Here is a 19,032-nt window from a genome sequence, read left to right as displayed (position 1 = left end):
GTAAAGTAAAAATCCCAGCCGTAAGGGCTGGGGTTTCTTATTAGTCATCATACAGGAAGCTGATGTTTATTTTCTCTTCCGGTATATCAATGGTTATTTCACAAGAAGTCCACGCGGGTTTTCCGTTAGTCATATTATTCTTGATATAGAAATTTCTCATTTCGACCAGCAGAAGACGAAGGTCATAACTGGCTAATTTATCTGGTACAAACCAATCTTTTTCATCTTCCTGATCAATATAATCATATTCATACTCACATGACTCACCATCAAGAGGTAAATTTGCACGAGCGATAATCTTCTTGGCATTTTCAGGCCCAGCATCTACTAATAACTGACCAATTTTATTATGCAGATCATCTAGTTCGCTCATTTTACCCCCCCTGGAGTATTGCTAATATCTTTAATGACAGGGCGACCGCCATCGATAGAGTATGTCACACTAAAGCTATCAGGCCGTTTGTTATTTCCCGAGTAAACAGGCTCTATCTTAACGTCAACCTGCTTCCCATCTTTTAGAGCTTTAGCCCAAGAATTTTCCATACTTTTCCAGACACCTTTATTAAGATTTCCATCCATAGGAACAAGATTCAACTTTTCCCCTGGACCATTAAAGATACTGGCTATTAAATGCCCACCTTCATTACCCGTATTTCCGCATTTCCCTGCTTTACATTGCTGATACCCATTACGATCATTTTTCGTCGGGGACAAAGTACTTGCAGCTAGACTAGTTCGACCTTGTGCATCCGTATGGAATGTTTTATCACCATCCACCTTATAAACCGTATTCGGTTCTGGCTTGTTCATCGCCTTGTTCCAGGCTCCTTTCTTACCCGAGTCTACAACAACGATGTTTTTACCGGCCTCAGGTTTACCACCTTTACCCATTCCACCGGTAACAGCACCTAAAGCAGCACCAGCCAAAAGTTCGGCCTGCTGGCTGTCTATTCCGTATCGGTTTTTAAGCTGATTCGCAAACTCTGTGCTCGATACAACCCCTTCCGCTTCTATCTGTTGCGCCAGTAATGAAGACATATCATTCTTCATTTTTGACGGTACATCCGCGCCTAAGACCCTATCGATTGCCTCACGAACCAGCATTCCATTAGCCGGAATATCTCCATATTTTTCTTTACAAGCGGAAGGATTGGAAGAGCATACCGCTATCATTTCCTGCTGCTGCTTAAGACTCAGATCTTCCATTTCTTTGACGACTTTTCCGCAGTCGCCACGGGCTTCACACCCTTTCGCTCTCGCCGCAAAGTCATCAATCTGCTCGGCATGCAGCAAGTTATTCTCTACCGTCGTCTTACCAGACTGCGCTCCTGCCAACGTATCAGCTGTGCTGCCTCCAATCAATCCTCCCGCCAGGCCTGACGCCAGCGTGGCCAGTGCCGACACCGTCTGTTTTTCTGTCTCACTCAGTTCACTTACCGGCTTGCCGTACGCATTAACCGCTATCATCCCGATAAGCTCACCCGTGGCCGCACCGCCTGCACCAACCAGCGCATTATTGCCCTGCGCCGCCGCCAACGCGGCATTCACTGCGGCGTGCGCCAGTACCTTGCCTGCATCATCCAGGCCACTGCTGCCGATGATATTCGCAATATACGGCGCTGAACCGCCCGCTATCGCCTTCGTCAGGTCTCCGCCGGCCAGCCCCTGGATCACCGCCGTCGCCGCCTGCATCGCACGCTGTACCTTGCCGCCCGTACCAAACCCGGAGTCATTCAGCGCCTGGTTGTACGCCGTTTCATAGGCCTGTTTCTGGATCGCTTCCGCCGTCGTCGGCTTGCCTTCTTTCTCCAGTTTTTCCCTGGCCGCTGCTAATGCAGCCGGGTCTTTCTGTTTCTCCCTGGCTTCTTTCGTCGCTGCTATCGCACCTTCCGTCTCTGCAATATTCATCAGTTGGCTGCCAATTTCGCCAATCAGCTGCGCTTCCTTCAGTCGGTTCTGCTCCTTTTCCTTATCAAATATCGGGCTTAACGCCTGATTGGCGTGCTCCACGTCGCGGCTCAGCGCCTTAACATCCTGCTGCTGCTTGTCCTGGTCGCGGATAACTATCGCGCCCTCGCTCACCGCCGACTTCGTCGTCGAACTGGCATGCCCCTCGTTGTTCGCGCCCACCAGCAGGTTGTTCGCCACGTTACCCAAGAACTGGCCGCCGACGCTGCCGCTGGTGCTCACGCTCACGCTTTGGTGCTCGGTCTTAAAGTCCGCCTGATTGTGGATATCCTTAAAGCCCAGCGTTCCCGTCTCCAGCCGGTTCTTGTCCGCCGTCGCCGTACTGCCTATCACCGCGCCTTCCAGCTGCGTATGTTCACCCACCTTGACGTCAAAACCGCCCTTGCCGGCAAAAATACCCGTCTGCTCCTGCACGCTGTCGTAGTTGCTGTGCAGTTTGTCGCGGCTGGCGCTGACACCCGCCGATGCATTCATCGAACCAAAGGTGAAGCTGCCACCGACGCTGCCGCTCTGCTGTTTGGCATCGTAACGGTCGCTGTCCCGCTCCGAGGTCAGCGACAGGTTGCGCCCGACGTCCGCGCTCACCTGTTCGCCGCTCACCTGCGCGCCCTTCAGCGTGGTGTCACGTCCGCTGCTGATGTTGACCCGCTGGCCCGCATTGACCGTAGTTTCCCCATGCGTTGTGCCGTTACCGCTCTCCGAACCTTTGCCCTTGTTCACGCTGGCGGAAACGCTCAGGCCCGCGCCGCCGGAGCCTACGCCAAGTCCCAGACCAACGCTGCCGCCCTTGCTGCTGTTTTTACCGGTCAGGAACTCGGTGTTCTTCGCCGATACCAGGTTCACATCCCGCGCCGCCTCCAGACTGACGTCCTTGCCCGCCTGCAGCTGGCTGCCCGTCACGTTGACGTCGCCCTCTTTAGCGCGGATGGTCAGGTTGTCGCCCGCCGTCAGGCTGCTGCCCTGCGCGGTGTTCTGCCCGCTGTGCTGTACGGACTTGGAAGACTGGCTGCCGTAAGACAGGCTGATCCCCACCGAATTATTGTTCGACGGATCGTTACCCTTCGCCGCATCCATCCGCCCGGCTTGTACCGCCTGTACGCCGGACAGCGCCGCCTTGGTGCCCTGCAGCGCCTGCAGCCGGCCGCTGCTCTCTTTGCGCGCCTGCTGGGCGGTGCTCACCGCGGTATTCAGCGCGCTGCCCACCGCGCCCGACAGCGCCACGCTCAGCCCGCTCTGTTTGGTCTCGAAGGTTTCCGTACGGGTGCGCTGGTCATAGCCCGGGTCGATCTGCACGCTGTCGCCGCTAAGCGTCATATCCTTGCCGGCCACCAGATCGGCGCCGCCGATATGCAGCTGCTTGCCCGCCGTGATGTTCACGTTGCCCTGATTGCTGCCCACCGTGCTGACGCTCTGGCTCTGGGTGGTGCCCTTCTCGTCAATCTGATGCCGGCTGGACTGGCTGCCGATGGTGAAGCCCAGCCCGCCGCCGCTCAGCAGCCCTTTCTTTTTCTTCTCTTCCAGCAGGTAGTGCGCGTCGGTCTCGGTGGCGGCGGAAATATCGACGTTGTTGCCCGCCTGCAGGTTGACGTCATGGTCTGCGACAACCGCCGAGCCGCTCACCGTCAGATCGTTGCCGGCGCTGATGCTGACGCTGTCGCCGCTCAGCAGGCTGCCCTTCTCGCGCGTCACCCGGTCGTTTTTCACCGTGCGGCTGCTCTGCTTCTTCAGGAAGCCTTTCTTCTCGGAGCGCTCTTCCGAGTACGTCGCCTCGCTTTCGGTGGCGCTGTTGAGCATGACGTCATTTTTCGCCTGCAGGGCGATCGCCCCGTCGTCGCTGTGCAGCGTGCTGCCGGTGACCGTCACGTCCCCGTCGCGCGCCACCACCGTCACGCCGTTCTGGCCGCTGAAGGTGCTGCCCAGCGCGTCGCTGCGCGAACTCTCTTCCTCGCGCCGGCTCTTGGTCTTGCCGACCCGTTTGTTCTCGCTGTCGCGGTCGTTAACCTGCTGCCGCGCCTCTTTGATGGTCACGTTCTGCCCGCTCAGGCCGATGCGTCCCTCCTGGCTGTCAACCTGCGCGCCCTCCGCCAGCAGGTTGTTACCCGCCGTCAGCGTCACGCCCTGGTCGCCGCTCAGGGTGCTGAGCAGCAGGCGCTCTTCCTCACGGCTGTTGTTCACCGACGAGGTGCGGCTGTCGGCCTTCAGGTTGGTGCGGTTGGTGGTGCTCTCCGCCAGCAGCTTAACGTCGCCGCCCGCTTGTACACCGAGCTGGCCGCCGGCCTTGGCCTGGCTGCCCTGCAGCGTAATATCCTGCCCGGCCTTCAGCGTCAGGTTGTTGCCGGCGCTGAGCGTGCTGCCCAGCGCCTGCTGCCACTCGCCGCTGACCTGCGCCATCCGCGAGCCGGCCTCTTCCATCCCGCCGCTGGTGCGGTTGCCCATCGCGCCGGAAATCACCTGCAGATCCGCCGTGTGGCTGCTTCTGGCGGCGCCGATCTCCAGATTGTTGCGCGCGCTCAGGCTCAGGTTGTGCGTCGCGTCCAGCTTCGCCCCCTGCAGGCGGATATCGCCGCCGCTCAGGCTGATGTCATTGGCGCTCATCGACGCCTGACGCAGCGCATCCTGCAGGTTGGTGCTCATGGTCAGGCTGTCCGCCTGCACGTTGATGCTGTCGGCGCGGATATCGCCGCTCTGATGCATAAACTGGCCGGCGTCAATGGTCAGCGCCTGATCGGCAAACAGGTTGCCGGCGTTGTGGATACTGTCCGCCGACAGCTGCAGCTCGCCGCCGGCGATCAGCGCGCCGTCGCCGTTCAGGCGCAGCGTGTTATTGGCCAGATAAACCTTCGGCACCCATACCGTCTGCGGGCCATTGGCGGTCTGCACCGTCTCACTCACCAGCCAGACGATATCCTGTGTCAGCGCCGCAATCTGTTCAGGACGCAGCGCCACGCCCGGCACCAGTTGGAAGTCCTGCGCCACCTTGATGCCGTTGTTCATCAGGCGCTGGTACTGCGCCATCGCGTCTTCACCGCGCACCGACGGCCGGCCGGTCAGCTTCAGCATCTGCTCGCGCACCAGGCGCTGCTCATAGAAGCCGTCACCCAGGCGCTTATGCACCTGCGCCGGATCGTAGCCCACCCGCTGCAGCATATAGTCGCTGCTGATAAATTTGCTGCGGCTGGTGAAACGCTCGTCGGTCACTACCAGATACGGGCTGTCCGCTTCCAGATGCTGGCGGAACAGGCCGTTGTCCGGGATTGAGGTCGCCACGTCACCCAGATGCTGCTTGTCGGTCAACGCCAATTCACCCGGCGTTAACGGCCGGCCGCCGGGGATCAGCTGCGTATCGCCGGACTGCCACTCCACGCCGTCAACCGTCACCGCCAGCGGATTGCGCTCCAGCTCCGCGCGTTCGGCCTCCGCCGCCTTCTGCGCCGCCTCCACGCTGCCGACCTGCGCCTGATTGACCGTGGTGTTCTCAATGCTGGCGCCGCGAATGGCGACGCTGCCGTTGCCGCTGATGATGCCGTCAATGGTGGTCAGCGCCGTGGTCTCGTCGCGGTTAAACGTCGGATACCAGTGGTGGGTGTCCTTGTCATAATGGTCGACGATATGCTCCTGACGCCGCTCATTGACCGAATAGCCGCGGTTGATCACCTTGCCGTCGCCGTCAATCGTCAGGTTGCCGTTGGCGGCGATGGTGCTGGCGTCGTTCAACAGCTGGCTGGCGATACGCAGCACCATATTGCCGCCCGCCAGGATCTGCCCGCCGATGCCGGCGGAAACCAGCCGGTCGCGCGTGACCGTGCCGGTGGCGGTGCGCTCGCGGAAGTTGTTGTAATCGGTGACAAAAGGCGCGTTGACGATATCGAGATGCTTCTCCGGATCCCACTGCTCCAGACGCCCGCGATCGTGCTCGCGCCACACCGTATTGTGGTACGGCGTCGGCACGTAGTTCTGCCGGAAGCCGCGCGTCTCGTAGAAGGTCATGGCGTAGCCGCCGTCGTCGTTCTGCTTCAGCGCCAGGTAGTTCACCCAGAGCTCCAGCATCTCTCCCTTCGCGCTTTTTACCCGCACCTGCGCACGCTTGCCCGCCGGGTCAATCGCCAACAGGGTGCCGTACGGGTTGTTTGCCGCCGCCGCGTCATCGCGGAACGTCAGATTCTGCGTGGTCGGCGCCATGGGCTCTTTATCGGGGTTAACCGGTGAGTCGTAAGAGCGCCAGTAGTAGTTGTAACGGTGCCACTTGTAGTCACTGCTTTCCGCCTCGCGCTCAATCTCCAGCCCTTCGCGCAGGTTGTCCAGCCGCTTGGCCTCCACCGTCACGTCACCGTCCGCCTCGATGTTGCTCGCCCGGTTCTCGATCAGATCGCCGCTGCCCAGATGCAGGCTGCCGGCGCTGTAGATCAGGCTGCCGTCGCGGTTGCTCAGGCGTTCGCCGGCCTGCAGCTGCAGCCGCTCGGTGGCGGCGATCACCGCATCGCGCCCGTGGTTGTCGATGGTTTTGCCGCGCAGCGTGATGTCATCGCCCATCACCGTCGCCAGGTTATCCAGCGTGTCGGCGTCGACCGCCATGCTGTCGGCTTCCAGCCGCCCCTTGTTCAATAGCGCGCCGGTCGTCAGCCGCAGCGTTTTCCCCACCAGCGAACCCAGGTTAGTGATATGCGTGCTGTTGACGGTCAGGCTGCCCGGCAGCAGCCACTCTGTCAGGTTGGTCAGGCCGCCGGCCAGCGTCAGCGTCAGCGCTTCGTTGCTGCTGAGCGTATCGCCGGCGCGCTGGGTGTAATCCTGCTGCAGCGACAGCGTCAGCGCCTGCTGGCTCAGCAGCGTGCCGCCCTGGTTGTCCAGCGTGCCGGCGTCCACCGCCAGCGTGGCGCCGCTCTGGATCAGCCCGCCCTGGTTCAGCAGCTTCAGGACGGAGACGGCGCGCTGCTGGCCGTTAATTGCCAGCGCGCCGTTGGTCACTATGCGCCCCTGCTGGTTGTTCAGCGTATCCAGCAGCGACAGCGTCAGCGAACCGGCGCTTTGCAGGCGGCCGCCGCCGTTATCCAGCGTCTGCGCGCTCACCTCGGTGTGCGTCGTGCCCATCAGCAGGCCGCCGTCGCGGTTGTTAACGCCGCTGCTGTGCAGCGTCAGCCGCTCCTGACTGGTGACGGCACCGCCGCGGTTATCCATCTGCGCCACCTCCAACCGCTGGGCGCCGGTGGAAACCAGCTGTCCGTCCTGATTGTTCAGCTGCTGGCCGCGCAGCGTCAGCGTCTGGCCGCTGTGAATCTTGCCCTGCTGGTTATTCAGCAGGTCGATACGGTAGTCGCCGTCGCCCTGACCAATCAGCGTGCCGTTCAGGTTATCCAGCCGCCCGGCGCTCAGCGCCAGCGAGCCACGGCTGCTGAACACCCCTTCGCGGTTCTCGACCTGCTGGGCCGTAACCTGCTGCGCACCGTTGCTTCTGATCGCGCCACGGGTATTGTCGAGCAGCCCCAGAATCCGCAATGCCACCTGCTGCTGGCCATCCAGCGTGCCGCCCTCGTTAAGCAGCGACTGCGCGTCGAGCTGTAGCTGCTCCCCGCTCTGCAGCCGCCCCCGGCGGTTATCCAGCGCGCCGTTCAGGTTCAGCCGCATCGCCCGCTGGCTGTAAAGCAGGCCGCCCTGCTGGTTGTCCAGGCTCTGCGCCGCCACGCTGAGCGCATCGCCGGCCAGCAGCTGACCCGCCGCGTTGTGCAGCGTGCCGGCGGCCTCGCCCGCGTTCGCGCCGCGCAGCGCCAGCTGCCCCTGCGCGCTGAGCTTACCGCCGCGGTTATCCACATCCTGGCCGATATGCAGCGCCAGCGCCCCGGCCGACTGGATGCTGCCGCCCTGATTGTCCAGCCCGGCGCTCGCCAGCTGCGCATTCTGCTGGCTTTGGACGCTGCCGCCCCGGTTGTCAAAACGCCGGGCGACGGCGGACCAGCCGCCCTGGCTGCCCATCCAGCCCTGATGGTTCAGCAGATCTTCCGCCCGCAGGGTCTGCGACAGCTGACTGAAAATCTTGCCGTTGCCGTTATCCAACTGGCGGGTGAACTGCATATCCAGCGCGTCCAGCGACTGCACCGCGCCGCCGGCGTTCAGCAGGCTGTCGGCGCGCACCCGCGTCATCCCGCCGCCAAGCAGCGTGCCGTCCCGGTTATCCCAGCCGCCGTCCAGGCCCAGCGTCAGCGCCTGTCGGCTCTGCATCAGTCCCTGTTGCCGGTTGCTCAGGCTGCCGCCCTGCAGTGACAGATCGCCGTCGCTGAGCACCTTGCCGCCGTCGTTGTTCAACAGGCTGCCTGCAGCGCCCTGCCAGCTCAGCCCCTGCTGCGCCGTTAACAGCCCACCCTGGTTGCTGACGTTGCCGGCGCTGTTGAGCGTCAGCGCGCCGCCGGACTGCAGCCTGCCGCCGTCGTTATTGATCTGGCGGGCGGTAACGGTCGCCCGCCGGCCGCCGGTGGCGCGCCCGCCGCGGTTATCCCAGTCGCCCGCGCTGTTAATCGTTAATTCATCGCCCGCTTCCAGCAGCCCCTGCCGGTTGTCCAGCCCTTCGTGTGCCGTTAGCTGCAGCCCGCGCTGGCTGACCAGCCGGCCCTGCGCGTTGTTCAGGCTGTGCGTCGTCAGCCTCACCCCTGCAGCGTTGATATCGCCGTCGCGGTTGCTCAGCGCACCGCCGGCGTTCAACATCAGCTGCCGGCCGGCCAGCAGCTGACCGCGATCGTTGTCGATCCCCGCCGCCGAGGTAAGATCCAGCGCCGACTGGCTCTGCACCACGCCGGCCTGGTTATGCAGTTCACCCGCCGTCAGCGTCAGGCTGCCGTTGCCGCCCAATACGCCGCTGCGGTTATCCAGCAACCCGCCGATCTGCCAGCGCTGAGCTGCGTCATCCAGCGCCACCAGACGCCCGCGCTGATTATTCAAAGACGCCGCATCCAGCTGCAGCCGTCGGGCTTCGATGCTGCCGTCGCTGTTATCCAATGCGCCGCCCAGCGCGAAACGGCTGTCGCCGTCCCCGCTCTGCGACCAGATCGCTCCTTGTCCGAACAGGTTATTGCCGCTGACGTCCCAGCGCCCGGCCTTGATGTGCGCCTGCTGCGCGTCGATATCGCCCGTCGCGCTGAGCGCCAGTTCCCGGCTGTCCACAGTGGCCTGCCGCAGCGCCACGCCGCCTGCCGTAGCGCTGACTTCCGCACGGCGCGCGCTGAGCGTCGCCTGGCTGAGATCGGCCTGCCGGCCGCTGACCTTCAGCGTTTTCTTACTCAGTAATTGACCGCTTGCCTGCACCTCGCCCTGGCTGGCCAGCGTCAGATCCGCCTCGCGCACCAGCTGGCTGTTAATATCGCTGCCGGCCAGCAGGTTGCCGCTGCTGCGGATGCCGCGCGCGGCGTTAAGCCGCACGTCGCCGGCCGCCGCCAGCGTGCCGGACTGGCGCAGCTCGCCGTCACGGCTCTGCACCGAGAGCGTGCCGCCGCTGTGCAGCTTGCCGTGGTAGTCAATGTCGTCGCGGGCGGCCAGTTGGATATCGCCGCCGGCCTGGGTGACCGCCTCCTGTTTTGCCGGCTGCCAGCTCAGTTTGCCTTCGCTGCTGACGGTCAGCGTTTTGCCCGCCTGCAGATGGCCGCCCTGATTGCGCACGCCGACGCCCGCTTCGGTGCCGATCATCTGGATATAGCCGCTGTACATGCCGCCCATCTGGCCCATATCGATCGCCAGTTCCGGTTTTTTATCGTCGGCAGCCAGCGGCGTCGCCGTGTTGCCGTCGGCGCTGACGCGGTTGCGTCCGGCCACCACCTTCAGCCCCTGTTTGGCCCATACGCCGGCGTTCACTTCCACCGCGCGCGCCAGAATATCGACATATTCAGTGTCATGCCGGGCGTCACCATTCAGGCCGCCGCCCTCGATGCGCACCATGCCGCGCTCCACCTGATAACCGCCCAGACTGCCGTCGGCGTTCAGCTGCGGTTTGCCGGTGGTCAGCGTCATGCGCCCGGCGTTGATGGTGCCGCAGCCGTTACAGACGATCCCCGCCGGGTTGGCGACGATCACCTGCGCCCGGCCGCCGGCCACTTCCAGGAAGCCGCGCAGCTGGCTGGGGTTATTGCTGTTGACTTCGTTCAGGATCACCCGCGCCGGCGCGCCGTTGGGGTTCAGGTTCGGGTTGCCCTGGATCATGCCCCCCAGTTGGGTTGAGGTCATCGTCGCCGAGTTATTGAGAATCGCACCCTGCCGATCGACGTCGAACTGTTGGTATTTGTTATGCGACACCCCGGCCTGGTTGGGCGCGGTGATATTGACCTGCGGCAGTCCGTTCTGGGTGGCGATCACCTCAGGGCGCTGCCCCGCCGGGCCATCGGCCACGATGCCGCCCGCCCAGGCCGGGCCGGTGAACAATGCCAGCCCCAGCAGCCACACCGCCCGGCGCACCGTCACCCATAGGCGCGGCGCATGCCCGCCGCGGCTCTGGCCGGGCTCGGCGCTGCAGCTGCGCGCCAGTTCGGAAACCACCCGCAGCTCCCCGTGGGTGCGGCTAAAAATCAGGCGATAGCAATGTTTATTCATGAGTCACGTCCGTGTAAAAGATCCATCCAGTGAACAGCCCGCGGCCATCCGGCAGATTAAATTTCCAGATTGACGCTGAAGCCGGCGGTGGCGCCCGAGGTGTGGAACGCATCCGGCTTGCTCAGCGGTACGCCGGCGAACAGGTCATAGCTGAAGCGCCGCCACAGCGCGCCGCGCACGCCCAGCGCCGCCCCCGTCAGCTGTTTGCCGACCAGCCGACGCGCGCTGGGGCCGCCCACGCGGCCGTAGTCCAGCGCGGTATACAGTTCATGGCCGCGCGACTGTACGTTCCACGCCAGTTCGTTGCGCCACACCATGCCGCGCTCGCCGGACAGCGACAATTCACCGTCGAAGCCGCGTACGGTGTAGCGGCCGCCGATCGCCATCCGCTCCTGCGGCGTCAGGGCGTTGGCGCTCCACTGACCGCGCAGGCTGGTGTAATAGCGCCAGGGCTGCTGCCCCAGGGCGAATGGCTGGTTCAGGCTGACATCCCCCATGGCGAAGCCGACGCGGGCGCTGCCGCTGTGCATTGCCTCTTCCGGCGCCGGTTTGGCGCCGAAGGCCCCGGTGCCGCGGTGCCAGTTGAGGTTGGCGTCCAGCGTGGCGCTGCCGAGGTAACTGCGCTGGTTGAGGCCAAGTTCCCAACCGGCGGTGCGACGCTCCTGGTTATCAATGTTGTAGCCGTCGACCGCATTGGTGGCATGACGACGATAGGCGCGCATATTGAGCGTCAGCTTATGGGACTGGTTACGAAACAGCAGGCGGGACAGCGTCAGCTGCAGGTTTTCGCTTTTACCGCTGTAGCTCAGCACTTCGTTGGCGTTGGGGATATTCTGGTGATAGGTGTAATCGTTATAGTTGGCGGCCAGGCTCCAGTAGCCGATCGGGAAAACGTAGTTCAGCGTATGTGAGCGGTTGCCGAACGGCCCGTGTTCGAACAGGTTTTTGCCGATATTGGCGTAAAACAGATCGTTTTGGGCAAAGGGCGCGTCAATCGCCAGCGTGGCGGACCCCAGATAACGGCCGGTGCTTTTCGAACCGCTGTCATCCAGCCCCAGGCTCAGGCGCACCGGGCGTCCCTCCTTCCAGCTCACCAGCAGGTCGCTGGTCGCCTCTTGTTCGCCGGGAGCGATTTTAATATCGGCCTCGACGCTGGGCACACGCTTAAAATTCTCCAGCCCCTGCTCAATCGCACGCAGGTTGAGGATATCACCGGTCGACGCCGGCAACGCATTCCACAACCGCCCGCGCCAGGAGACACCCTCCTCAAAACGCACGCGGGCAATGCGGCCAGGCTGTAGCGTCAGCGTCAGCACGCCGCTGGTCAAATCCTGCTCCTGCGCCATCACCCGGGTGGTGACATAGCCTGCGGCCAGAATGCGGTTCTGCACCTTGTTGATCGCCAGCACGATGCCCTGCTGGCCCAGACAGCGGCCTTTGGCGTCTTGCGCCGCGTCCAGCGCCCACTGAAAGCGTCCGGCCGCTTCGCCAATCAGTTGCAGACGGTTGATGGTAAAACAGGGGTGTTCATCAGACGGGTAATCAGGCAGCGCGACATCGGGGCGGTTCAGGCGTACGTCGCTGTGCGGCGCATTCTGCTGCTGCAGCGCGCGTTCACGCTCCTGCTGGCGCTGCTGTTCCTGCGCGTCCCGCGCGGCGGCATGTTGTAATACACCGTCCGGCGTCGGCGCACCGAGCGTCGGCATGGAGAGCGTCAACAATACGCCGGCGAACAGCGGAACAGGCAGCGCCCGTCGCCATAAAAGCGAGGATAAATTCCCTTTCATGCTATGAATTCCGTTTCATAAATTTATATCCGACGCATTATCCACCCAGCTTATCAAAAATCAAGTAATGCCTTAGTAGTAATAATGATATTTTTAGAAGCCCCTAATTTATTATTTACGTTTTCAATGAATTACTACGCAGAACCCTCATGACGAACCGGACAATAAATATAAATAATCTTAAATTTAAATTCTCATCGGATAGTCAGAAGAATTCATTCGCTAATCAATTATTCTATTTATTTACTATTAAGCACTATTTATTTTCATATATTAAAATATGACCTCCCGCTCACACTTTCTCCGCAGAGAGGCGTAAGCGGGCCATTGTTCCTCACGGTTTTTAAATGCGGGGCAACATGACGAAATTAGCCCCTCTTATTTGCAGGGTGACTATTCTTATCCGCCATCTCCCGCGGCATCACCGCCCACCCCGCCAGCAATGCCGCAATCACCACGAACAGGTGCCCTTCGGAAGAATCCAGCAGGAACGAGTTGAACAGATGACAGGCCATATAGCTGCACAGCACCGCCACCAGCAGGTTACGACGCTGCACCGGCTGTCGCCAGGCCACACGATAGCAGCACCACATCCAGCCAATAAATAACGCCAGGCCCAACAGGCCGTTTTGCACCGTTTCCAGCAGATACTCATTGTGCGGATTATGCACGCTGTAGCCGGTCTCCGCGTTGCCGTACCAGAAACTGCCGGCGCCGTTGCCCAGCAGCGGCGCCTGTTGAATCAGTCGCCACGATTCGCGGGCAAAGGCGGTGCGCTGCCCCATCGAGTTATCGCAGGCTTGATAAGCCGTTGCTGCGGGGGCCAGCACGCAATGCCGCACCTGCTGCACCCCCAGCGTCAGTCGCTCCATCGCCAGATTAGGGATCAGCGCCAGCATCGCGACGGCCACGACGCCGCAGGCGATAACGGCCACCCGCTGCCGTCGGCGCAGCGTCAGCAGCAGCCAGATCCCCATGCCGACCACCAGCGCCACATAGCCGGTTCGCCCCTGCACCATCAGCAATACATTGGCCGCCGCCAGCAACGCCAGCGCACCGTACAGCCAGCGGCGCATACCGTGGCAGGCAAAGGCGCGCGTCAGCCAGACCAGCGCGGCCAGCGCCATAAAGACGTTCTGGGTAATTTGCAGCTTAAACACCGTCGGGTTGTCAGGGCTGATGCCCCAGCGCGTCGCCAGTCCGGCGCCGCCGGCCAGGCTGATGGCCAGTATCAGCGCATTGGCCCACAGGAAACCGCAGAGAAAATGCGCCGCCAGGCGGCGGTCGGCCAGAAAAAACAGCGCCAGCGGCAGCACATACAGTAACTTTTTATACTTGCCGACCATCGACGCCCCATACGCATGGCTGTGCGTCAGCAGCGACAACGCCAACAGCGCGAACATCAGCGCCGGCAGCCATACCAGAGGATGAGCCGCCAAAGCCTTCCACTGACGGCAATCCCGCTGCCACAGCAGGCAGACCACCGCCAGCCCCAGGGCGACATTCATCAGGAAGTTGGAGGTCGACAACGATGCGCCAAGTAACAAGGCCGTAAAGGCGAATAATCGTTGCCGGTACTGCGGGACAGTAAGAGCAGGAACAGAAACCATAGTGAAATACTCATCGCAGAGAATAAAAACGTGGCGCAAGCGCCATAGAGAAACGACGACGCACCAGCGTCATCAACCCACAGAAGCGGGCGCATCCGACGGCGCCAAATGCCGGTCGACCGCCCGTATCACATCGCCGGGCGGGATCGCGGCCAGATAGCGTTCTTCCGTCGCAGTATCCACCGCTTCCGGCGGCGGCAGCAGCCGGTAATCACCGGCCCACAGCAGCGTGTGCGATGCCTGCCACGGCGCCCACTGCGCCAGATTGCTGGGGCCGAACAGCACTACGGACGGCGTCAGCAGGGCGGCGGCCATATGCATCGGCACCGAATCCACGCCGATAAACAGCCTGGCGCGGGAAATCAGCACCGCCAGTTCCGGCAAGTCCAGCCGCCCCGCCAGATTAATCACCCGCTGCGGTGAGATGCAGCCGGCCAGAATGGCGTCGATCATCGCCGCCTCTTCGGCCGAGCGCCCGCCGGTGAGCACCACCGTCTCCCCTCTGGCGGTCAGGTGATTGATCACCTCGCTGAAGCCGGCCGCCGTCCAGGTTTTGAACGCCCAGCGCGCCGCCGGCTGAATCAGGACAAAATTCCTGAGCCGGTAATGGCGGCCAAGCCGCTCCACGTCATCGATATCGCACTGTCGCCAGGATTGCGTCACGCGCGTGACCTGCATCGGCAGCGCCAGCGGCGCCAAAATGCTGAGGTTATTGAGCACGGTATGTTGCCGCTCATGCCCCTCGGTATCGACCAACAGAGAATGACAACGCCGCCACAGCCGGTTGTTACGCTTCGGATGGGCGAACCCAAGGCTGAAAGTAGGTTTGAGGAAGCGGCAGTACAGCGCCGCACGCCACTGATCGGAGAGGTTGATGACCAAATCATAATGCCCGGTGCGCAAGCTGTTCCACAGCGCGTACTCGCCACGGTATTGCGCCTTCAGCCCCTGATGTTTGAGGCTGCGATCCACGGTATAGGCCAGATAAACATCGCGGTTGCCGGCCAGCATGGCCTCGGTACCGTCATACACCAGCACATCAATCAGCGCGTTGGGATAATTCGCCCGCAGCGTACTGAGCAACGGCGTCGTCAGTAGTACGTCGCCAAAGTGCCGCAGTTTAATCACCAATATGCGCTGCACCCGTTCACGGTGTAATAAAACATTGGGGAGACGACTATCGGGCAATAACGCCTTATGAGGAGAGTTAAATACGGCGTGGGGGTGACTGCTCATAATTCGTCGTCTCAGGAAAAATGCCACGGGCTTTACTTTCGCACCTATGTCGAAAGAGCGAATACACAAGAAAAATTAACACCGAATAAACAACGATGCCGGCACGCCGGGAAGGATCGTCAGCAAAAAAATAGCGGCAAAGCCCTACAGCGGCGATCCGCTCCGATCTTAACCGTGTAAACAGCGCAAAGATAATTGGTTGTGCAGATCAATGTGATCTGATTGATCGCTGAAAACGATCAATCCACGACAAAATAAAAGGTTATTACTTAGGGTATTATTTAAATAATCAATTAATATTGAAAATATATTGATTTTTAATTGCGCAGAAATTGAATGGAAACAGCGATTCAATAACCTGCCGCAGTAAGATTAATGCTGTAGAACCGGGCGGTTATATATATTTTAGGAGTAGTAGATTAGGGCTTATCATCCGTAATATAAATAAGAAAAAACCTATAAAATGACGCCGTAAGGGAAACAGGCGCCATTCGCAACGGGGAAGACCTTCATACCGGCGCGGCTACCGTCGCCCGGCGATATCGCTCAGCGCCTGCTGCAACTGCCGGTACAGTTCGCGAATCGCCGGCGAAAACTGGCGCCGGTGCGGGCAGATAAAGTTAAGCGGCGCCGCCTGGCCCGGGATCTGCGGCAGCAACACTTCCAGCCTGCCGGCGGCGATATCCGGATAGAGATCGATCCACGACTTATAGACAATGCCCATGCCGTCCACCGCCCAACGCCGGGCAACGTCGGCATCATCGCTGATCAGCCGCCCGTAAACCTTCAGCTCCCGGCTCCCCTCCTCGGGATAAAACGGCCAGCGGTCCCAGGCGTGACCGTTGATGGTAAACAGAATGCAGTGGTGATCCACCAGCGCGTCCAGCGTCTCTGGCCGGCCGTGGCGCGCCAGATAGTCTGGCGAGGCGGCCAGCACCCGCCGGTTATTGTCCGCCAGCGGCAGCGCCACATAGCTGCTGTCGTTCAGCACGCCGTAGCGAATCGCCACGTCTACCGGGTCGCGGAACACATCGCTTACCTGATCGGAGACCGACAGGCGCAGCGTCAGCTTCGGATGCTGCCGACAGAAGGCATTGAGCAGCGGCAACAGCAGATTGCGGCCGGTGTCGGAAGGCACGGCGATTTTCAGCTCGCCGCTGAACTCATGATCCGTATTGTGCAGACTTTCGGCCCCCGCCTGCACGATCGCCAACATCTCCAGCGCGTAGGGCAGATATTTTTCCCCCTCCGCCGTCAGGCGCAGGCTGCGGGTGGAACGGGCAAACAGCCGCTTATCCAGATCCCGTTCCAACCGCTGCACCGCCGCACTCACCTGTCCGGGCAACAGGTCCGCTTCCCTCGCGGCGTTGGAAAAACTGCCCAGCGCGGCGGAGCGGACAAACAGCGTAACGTCCTCCAGACGAATCATCATTTATCCCCATTATTTGAAGTCTGACGCTATCACTGTAAATGATTTTCACAGCAGGAGTGAAAGTCCTGCTCTCTGTCCGGCATGTTTCACCCACCGGCCGGCGTTTAACATACATTCATTATTCGTCGTATTAATAAGGAACCGCATGATGAAAGCCATTGTTTACAGCCAGAACGGTTTACCCATCGCCGACCCGCAGTCGCTGTACGAAACCGAGCTGCCCAAGCCACAGCCCGGCCCGCGCGATCTGCTGGTAAAAATCCGCGCCATCTCCGTCAACCCGGTGGATACCAAGGTACGCAACGGTGCGCCGACCGATGCGCCGCGCATCCTGGGCTGGGACGCCGTCGGTGAAGTAGAAGCCGTCGGGGCAGAAGTCAGCCTGTTTAAACCGGGCGACGAGGTGTTTTACGCCGGCTCCATCGTGCGCCCCGGCTCTTATGCCGAGTACGGTCTGGTGGACGAGCGCATCGCCGGCCGCAAGCCGCAGTCGCTGAGCGACGCTGACGCGGCGGCGCTGCCGTTAACCTCGCTGACCGCCTGGGAACTGCTGTTTGACCGACTGGAAGTAAAACCGGACGAAGACGCAGCGCTGCTGATCGTCGGTGCCGGCGGCGGCGTCGGTTCCATCATGACCCAGCTGGCGCGCAAGCTGACCGGCCTGACGGTGATCGGCACCGCCTCGCGGCCGGAAACCGCCAAATGGGTGAAATCCCTCGGCGCACACCACGTCATCAACCACAACCGGCCACTGACGGAAGAACTGAAAAAAATCGGCATCGATCAGGTGCGCTATGTCGCCAGCCTGACCCACACCGATAAACACTTCGGCCAGATTGTCGAAGCGCTGGCGCCGCAGGGGAAAATGGGCGTTATCGACGATCCGCAGACCCTCGACGTGATGCCGCTCAAACGCAAGGCTATCTCGCTGCACTGGGAGCTGATGTTTACCCGCGCCATCTTCGAGACCGCTGATATGCAGCGCCAGCACGAGATTTTGCAAAACGTCAGCCGCCTGATCGACGACGGCACCCTGCGCTCGACGCTGGGCGATCACTACGGACCGATCACCGCAGACAACCTGCGTAAGGCCCATGCCCTGATCGAAAGCGGCAAAGCGCGAGGCAAAATCGTGCTGGCCGGGTTTTAACGCGCTATTTTGGGCTTTATGGTAAGGAAAACAGGATGCGTATTTTCACAGGTAAAACAGCGATTGCCGCGGCAGTAACCGCCGCCCTCGCCGCCGTGCCGCTGTCCGCGCCGGCCGCCACACAGCCGGTAACCCCGCTCTCGCAGCTGGCGGCCGATAAAGCCATCGGCCACGCCGAGCTGGTCGCCACCTTTAGCGGCGCCAGCGCGATGCCTACCGGCGTCACGGTATCCAGAAACGGCCGTATTTTCGTTAACTTCCCGCAGTGGGGGGATAATGTGCCCTTTGCCGTCGGCGAGGTGAAAGACGGCAAGGTCACCGCCTGGCCCAACCAGGAAATTAACCGCCCCGACAGCGACCAGCCTGCTACGCATTTCCTGAGCGTGCAGAGCGTGGTGGCGGATGACCGGGGGCGTATCTGGGTGCTGGATACTGCAGCGCCGAAATTTGCCGCCCCGCAGCCCGGCGGCGCCAAACTGGTGGCCATTGACGAGCAAAGCGGCAAAGTGGTGAAAAGCGTGGTGTTCCCGCCCAAGGTGATCCTGCCGACCACCTACGTCAACGATATGCGTTTCGACTTCCGCATAGGTAAAGAAGGCGTCGCCTATATCACCGACTCGTCGCTCTCCGGCCCCGGCGGCATTATCGTAGTCGATCTGGCCAGCGGTAAAGCAACACGCCGCCTGAGCGGCGACCGTTCAACTTCGGCCGAGCCAGGGTTTACGCCGGTGGTAGAAGGGGAAAGCCTGCTGCAGCGCCGGCCGGACGGCAGCACTGCGCCATTCAGCGTGGCGTCGGACGGTATAGCCCTGTCTCCGGACGGCAAAACGCTCTACTACTGCCCGCTGTCGAGCCGCCAGCTGTACGCCATCGACACCGCCCTGCTGCGCGACCCCAACGTCAGCGAGGCACAGCTGGCAAAAGCGGTGCGCCACCTCGGCGAGAAAGGCGCTTCCGACGGGTTGGAATCCGACGCCAATGGCACAATTTACGCCGGCGACTACGAACGCAATGCGATTCGCAAAATGACGCCGGACGGCGTCTGGAGCACGCTCGTCCACGGGCCGCACATCCTCTGGCCGGACACGCTCTCCGTCGGGCCGGACGGCTGGCTCTACTTTACCGTCAACCAACTGCACCGGCAGGCCGGGTTCCACGGCGGTAAGGATATGCGCCAGAAGCCTTACGCGCTGATGCGCGTACGCATCAACGCCGCGCCGGCACCCATGCATTAATCCTCATCTCCCGCCGCCTATGGCTGCGGGAGATAGGGTGGGTTGTTGAATA

Annotated in this window: 8 protein-coding genes; 2 read left to right on the top strand and 6 right to left on the bottom strand. The window is 61.4% G+C overall.

The genetic code is table 11. The features are described from left to right. Positions 1-40 precede the first annotated feature (40 nt). The 6 genes from TAN611_RS00420 to TAN611_RS00395 form a co-directional block, all read right to left on the bottom strand. Positions 41-373 (bottom strand): hypothetical protein, encoded by a 333-nt coding sequence (locus TAN611_RS00420; protein ID WP_203067086.1) that lies wholly within the window; start codon positions 371-373, stop codon positions 41-43. Next, a complete protein-coding gene (locus TAN611_RS00415; protein WP_203067085.1) occupies positions 370-10,530 on the bottom strand; it encodes a hemagglutinin repeat-containing protein in 10,161 nt (3,386 codons plus the stop codon). Before TAN611_RS00415 ends, TAN611_RS00420 begins: the two co-directional genes overlap by 4 nt. 56 nt (positions 10,531-10,586) lie before the next feature. Continuing rightward, positions 10,587-12,317, bottom strand: coding sequence for a ShlB/FhaC/HecB family hemolysin secretion/activation protein (locus tag TAN611_RS00410; protein ID WP_187043838.1), 1,731 nt, complete (start codon positions 12,315-12,317; stop codon positions 10,587-10,589). 368 nt (positions 12,318-12,685) lie between these two features. After that, a complete protein-coding gene (locus TAN611_RS00405; protein WP_203067084.1) occupies positions 12,686-13,927 on the bottom strand; it encodes an O-antigen ligase in 1,242 nt (413 codons plus the stop codon). A gap of 72 nt (positions 13,928-13,999) precedes the next feature. After that, positions 14,000-15,163: a putative lipopolysaccharide heptosyltransferase III gene (rfaQ, locus tag TAN611_RS00400; protein ID WP_203067083.1), complete on the bottom strand. Its 1,164-nt coding sequence runs from the start codon at positions 15,161-15,163 to the stop codon at positions 14,000-14,002. Positions 15,164-15,686: 523 nt separating this feature from the next. Further along, the gene (locus tag TAN611_RS00395; protein ID WP_203067738.1) at positions 15,687-16,592 is read right to left on the bottom strand and encodes a LysR family transcriptional regulator; all 906 of its coding nucleotides are present in this window, start codon (positions 16,590-16,592) and stop codon (positions 15,687-15,689) included. 151 nt (positions 16,593-16,743) lie between these two features. Between TAN611_RS00395 and TAN611_RS00390 the strand changes: the two genes are divergently transcribed. Together TAN611_RS00390 and TAN611_RS00385 are read left to right on the top strand one after the other, a co-directional pair. Continuing rightward, complete coding sequence (locus TAN611_RS00390) at positions 16,744-17,745, top strand: zinc-binding alcohol dehydrogenase family protein (protein WP_203067737.1); 1,002 nt, start codon at positions 16,744-16,746, stop codon at positions 17,743-17,745. A 35-nt stretch (positions 17,746-17,780) separates the two neighbouring features. Beyond that, the gene (locus TAN611_RS00385) at positions 17,781-18,980 is read left to right on the top strand and encodes an L-dopachrome tautomerase-related protein (RefSeq protein ID WP_203067082.1); all 1,200 of its coding nucleotides are present in this window, start codon (positions 17,781-17,783) and stop codon (positions 18,978-18,980) included. The last annotated feature ends 52 nt before the right edge of the window (positions 18,981-19,032 follow it).

It is taken from the genome of Serratia sp. Tan611 (assembly GCF_905188235.1).
GTDB classification, from domain to species: Bacteria; Pseudomonadota; Gammaproteobacteria; order Enterobacterales; family Enterobacteriaceae; genus Serratia_B; species Serratia_B rhizosphaerae.
The sequence above is the reverse complement of the archived record's forward strand: the minus strand, read 5'-3'. Positions and strand labels throughout refer to the sequence as shown.

What these genes read in the sequence shown, in the direction of transcription:
- TAN611_RS00420 (WP_203067086.1), bottom strand. Translation starts at nt 373, where the DNA reads ATGAGCGAACTAGATGATCTGCATAATAAAATTGGTCAGTTATTAGTA.
- TAN611_RS00415 (WP_203067085.1), bottom strand. Translation starts at nt 10,530, where the DNA reads ATGAATAAACATTGCTATCGCCTGATTTTTAGCCGCACCCACGGGGAG.
- TAN611_RS00410 (WP_187043838.1), bottom strand. Translation starts at nt 12,317, where the DNA reads ATGAAAGGGAATTTATCCTCGCTTTTATGGCGACGGGCGCTGCCTGTT.
- TAN611_RS00405 (WP_203067084.1), bottom strand. Translation starts at nt 13,927, where the DNA reads ATGGTTTCTGTTCCTGCTCTTACTGTCCCGCAGTACCGGCAACGATTA.
- rfaQ (WP_203067083.1), bottom strand. Translation starts at nt 15,163, where the DNA reads ATGAGCAGTCACCCCCACGCCGTATTTAACTCTCCTCATAAGGCGTTA.
- TAN611_RS00395 (WP_203067738.1), bottom strand. Translation starts at nt 16,592, where the DNA reads ATGATTCGTCTGGAGGACGTTACGCTGTTTGTCCGCTCCGCCGCGCTG.
- TAN611_RS00390 (WP_203067737.1), top strand. Translation starts at nt 16,744, where the DNA reads ATGAAAGCCATTGTTTACAGCCAGAACGGTTTACCCATCGCCGACCCG.
- TAN611_RS00385 (WP_203067082.1), top strand. Translation starts at nt 17,781, where the DNA reads ATGCGTATTTTCACAGGTAAAACAGCGATTGCCGCGGCAGTAACCGCC.